The following is a 4,755-nucleotide window of genomic DNA, read 5'->3' on the forward strand; positions in this document are numbered from 1 at the left end:
AACCTCGCTGGCCCATGGAAAGCATGTAATCTTGGAGCCTTAGTATAATTCAAATTCGGTCGCTATCAAGCGGTCTTGCGATTTTTCAAGGTGCCCTAAATCAGGTGGCAGTCATAGCAGCTTTCTCTGCCTTATGTCCGGCGCACCAATGTCATTTGACTACCTGCGTAGGGAAAGCAAAGCAGGAAGGATGGGGGCTCGCCTCATGGCAATAGTGGCCGAGGGCGATAGAGAGCGAGTTTACTTATCTCCTACAGCAGAACATGAGAATGCTGCTTTGCATGCCAAACCTGACTGGAAGCCAACCCTTGAGATAAGTCATTGGCCTGGGCGCACCAATGTTGTCGAATATGGAATGACCTCGTTTGGAGACCTTTTCACGCCACGGCAACTAAAGACTCTTTCTGTCTTCTCAGACCTGATACCTGAGGCGGCGAAAGATGCCTACCAAAGAGCCTCTAGACATCAAGGGTCCGAGGACAATAGGCAGCTTGACTGCAATGGTGAGGGCGCAGTCGCGTATGCAGAAGCTGTATCTATTTACCTTGCATTTGCAGTAGATAAGTGCAGCGACTATTGGTCATCTATTTGCACATGGATCAACAAGATTGGAGCGATGAGAAACACATTTGCTCGTCAAGCAATTCCCATGACATGGGATTACGCTGAGGTTAACGCATTTAGTGATTCTACGGGGAATTGGTCTGCGATGTCAGATTGGACATGGAAAGCGCTCGCGAACGTCCCTGCTGATTGCGTAAGGGGAGCGTCCTGCCAAATGCAGGCCCAAAATCAACCGCTTAGTAACAATAAGGTTATTTCCACAGACCCTCCTTATTACGACAATATTGGATATGCCGATTTGTCGGACTTCTTTTACGTTTGGCTTAGAAGGTCTTTGCGAAGTGTCTTTCCTGATTTGTTTGCGACATTAGCTGTTCCCAAGGCTCAAGAACTTGTTGCGTCGCCCTATCGCCATGAAGGAAGGGAAGGAGCCGAGTCATTTTTTCTGAACGGAATGACTGAATCCATGACGCGATTATCCGACCAAGCTCACCCCAGTTCGCCGATCACTATTTACTACGCTTTTAAGCAGTCAGAGACAAAGGTGAGCGCTGGAACTTCTAGCACTGGGTGGGAAACATTTCTTGATGCTGTAATCAGCTCTGGCCTGGGAGTGAGTGGTACTTGGCCAATCCGTACGGAATTTGGAAATCGGCCTGTTAGCGAGGGTGCTAATGCACTTGCTTCAAGCATTGTTCTGGTCTGTTATCGCCGATCTGCCTCCTCCCCGCTTATTTCTCGCAATGAATTTCGTAGGGAATTGCGATTATCACTTCCAAAAGCTTTGAAAGAGTTAGAACACGCGAATATTGCACCTGTGGACGTCGCTCAATCTGCAATAGGGCCAGGCATGGCGATTTTCACCAGCGCCAAGGCCGTTCTGAACCCCGATGACAGCCCGATGTCAGTAAGGGAAGCTCTTATCGAGATCAATACCGCTCTCGACGAATACCTCTCCCAAGACGAAGGCGATCTCGATGCCGATAGCCGCTTTGCCCTCACCTTCTTTGAAAGCTATGGCTATGAAGAGCGCCCCTATGGGGATGCAGAAGGTTTAGCTATTGCTCGCAACCTCTCCGTTGATGGGGTTGCAGTAGCTGGGATCCTCTCCTCCGTAGCTGGGAAGGTGCAGCTCTACCAGCGCGCCCAACTTCCAGATGATTGGGATCCCACCACCGATCGGCGTCTCTGCGTTTGGGAAGCCACCCAGCACCTGATCAAGCGTCTGGAAGCGAGTGGGGAAGGAGACGCCGCTGAGCTTCTGCTTCAGCTCAAGAATGTCTCCGGCCATGGTGATCTCGCTGCCAACTGCCGGGCCCTGGCCTACCGCCTCTACAACCACTGTGAGAAGAAGAAACAAGCAGAAGAAGCCCGCGCTTACAACGGCCTGGTGATCGCCTGGCCGGAGCTGGAGCGCCTCGCATCAGCGTCATCCACCAATTCGTCTGCGCCCCGTCAGACCACCCTGATCTGATCCAACTCCCATGGCTCTCTCCAACCGCGACCGCATCGGCAAGGCCCTGGATCAGCTCCGGGATGGCCTGCTGCCCTACCTCAGCCGTGAGCTCTACCAGGGCCTCGGCACCAACTGGCAAGACAAGCTGCCGCCCCAGGCCAGCAACCTGCAAGACGTCTCGGTGCTGCTCGGCCTGTTCATGGAGCACTGGGGGGCGGTCTTCAAGCGGTTGCTCAGCCAGTCGGATCGCGCCTATGTGAGTGAGCTCAAGGAAGCCCGCAATAAGTGGGCCCATTCCGAACCCTTCTCCTCCGACGACGTCGACCGTTACCTCGACACCGCCGTTCGCCTCTGCCGCAACATCAACGCCCCCGAGCAGGCAGAAGCGATCCGCAGCCTGCGGGAAGAGCTGCAGCAGGTGGTGTTCTCCGAGCGCGCCCGCAACCGCACCCGCTATCAGGCCAGCACCGAAAGCCAAACACAAGCCGGTCTGGTGCCCTGGCGTGAGGTGATCACCCCACACCCGGATGTGATCTCCGGCAAATATCAGCAGGCCGAGTTCGCCGCTGACCTCGACCAGGTACGTCGCGGGCTTGGCACCCCCGAATACACCGATCCAATCGAGTTCTACCGCCGCACCTTCATCACCTCCGGCATGCGCGACCTGCTACGTCGCTCCCTGCAGCGGCTCAATGGTCAGGGCGGCGATCCGGTGATCGAGCTGCAGACCAACTTCGGGGGCGGCAAAACCCACTCGATGCTCTCGCTCTACCACCTCTGCTCCGGCACTCCCCTGGCCAGCCTTCCCGGGCTCGATGAGGTGTGCAAAGAAGTTGGCATTCACTCGGTGCCCAAGGCCTCACGCGCCGTGTTGGTGGGCACGGCCTTCAGTCCGGCAGAAGCAAGCACCAAGCCCGATGGCACCTTGGTCAACACCCTCTGGGGTGAGCTGGCCTATCAGCTAGGTGGTGCCGAGGGCTATGCCCGCATCGCCAACAGCGATCAGCAGCGCGTGGCCCCCGGCGCCCAGGATCTGGCCGAGCTGTTCCGCTCCACCGCTCCCTGTCTGATCCTGGTGGATGAGTGGGTGGCCTATGCCCGCAACCTGGTCAGCAATCCCAACCTGCCCGCCGGCACCTTTGATTCCCAGGTGTCCTTCGCGCAGGCGCTCACAGAAGCGGCCAAGCAGGTGCCGAATGTGCTTCTGCTGATCTCCGTGCCCCAGAGCACCAATGAAATCGGCGGCAGCGATGGCGAAAAGGCCCTCGATGGCCTCCGCAATGTGGTCAACCGCATCGCCTACGAATGGCGCCCCGCCAGCGGCAATGAGGGCTTTGAGATCGTGCGGCGCCGGCTGTTCGACACCATCGCCACCAACGAAGGAGGCGCCGCCCGCGATGCGGTGGTGCGGGCCTTCAGCGATCAATACGCCAACAACAAAAACGAGTTCCCCGCCGAAACCCGCGAGCCCGGCTACCGCGATCTGCTCACTGCCGCCTACCCGATCCACCCGGAGCTGTTCAAGCGTCTCTACGACGACTGGAGCACCCTCGATCGCTTCCAGCGCACCCGGGGCGTGTTGCGCTTGCTGGCCAAAACCATCGAAGGGCTCTGGAACGGCAACAGCAAAGACCTGTTGATCATGCCCAGCTCAGTGCCGATCGACGATGCCGATGTCAAAAACGAGCTGCTGCGCTATCTCGACAACCAGTGGGAGCCGATCATTTCCCAGGACGTGGATGGGCCGGACTCCACCCCCGCTCGCCTCGATGGCGAAAACCCCAACTTCGGGCGGGTAAGCGCCTGTAAGCGGGTGGCCCGCAGCCTCTACATCGGCACCGCCCCCGATGCGGAAACCGAGCGGCCAGGCATCGGTGATCAGCGGGTCAAGTTGGCCTGCGTGATGCCTGGCGAACCGATCGCCACCTTCGGGGATGCCCTGCGCCGGCTCGGTGATCGCGGCCGCTTCATCCAGCAGGACGGCGACCGCTACTGGATTGATACCCGCCCCAACCTCAACCGCACCGCTGAGGACTACCGCGAGAGCTACTTGCGTCAGCGCCAGGAGTTGAACGCCGAGCTCAACATCCGCCTGGCCAAGGAGGCCAGCAGCCGTGGTGAATTCGCGGGTCTCCATGCCGCACCCGTCGACGGAAGCGCCGTGCCCGATGAGCCCTCCACCCGCCTGGTACTACTGGCGGCAGAGCACACCCACCGCAAGGGAGTGGAGTTCAGTGCAGCGCGGCAATGGGCCTCTGCCTGCCTGCAGAGCAAGGGCAACAGCCCCCGCCAGTACGCAAACACCCTGGTGTTCCTGGCCCCCGATGAAGATGCCATCGAAAACCTCTTCCACGCCCTGGCCGATCGCCGCGCCTGGCAGCGCATCACCGACAACGCCCTGGAGCTGAACCTCAGCGTGGCCCAGAAAGAACAGGCGATCAAGAAGGTGGAGGAAGCCACCACAGCCGTAGCCAGCCGCATCCCCGAGACCTGGTGCCACCTGCTGATCCCCTACCAGCAGGCCCCAGGCCCAAATGGCGCCCAATGGGATGACAAGAAGCTCAGCAGCGGCAAGGGCAGCCTCGGCCAGCGCAGCAGCGAGAAGTGCGAGCAGGAAGACCTGCTGTTCCGCTCGCTGGGTGCCCGGCGCCTGCGCGACGACCTCAACCGCTTCCTCTGGGTGGAGAAGCCCCACGTCCTCGTGCGTGATCTAGTCGACTGGTGCCGCAAGTACC

Annotated in this window: 2 protein-coding genes; both read left to right on the plus strand. The window is 59.0% G+C overall.

Annotated elements, in window-relative coordinates; genetic code table 11:
* The first annotated feature begins 133 nt into the window (after positions 1–133).
* Positions 134–2,038, plus strand: a complete 1,905-nt coding sequence (locus CJZ78_RS13940; protein ID WP_158217100.1) for a DUF1156 domain-containing protein — start codon at positions 134–136, stop codon at positions 2,036–2,038.
* 10 nt (positions 2,039–2,048) lie between these two features.
* Positions 2,049–4,755: DUF499 domain-containing protein (locus CJZ78_RS13255; protein WP_094561768.1), on the plus strand; the 2,707-nt coding region annotated here is incomplete at its 3' end.

Source organism: Synechococcus sp. 8F6 (assembly GCF_002252665.1).
GTDB lineage: Bacteria > Cyanobacteriota > Cyanobacteriia > PCC-6307 > Cyanobiaceae > Cyanobium_A.

Bases quoted from the DNA above. Each gene is read 5' to 3' on its own strand.
- CJZ78_RS13940 (WP_158217100.1), top strand. From the start codon at position 134: ATGTCCGGCGCACCAATGTCATTTGACTACCTGCGTAGGGAAAGCAAA.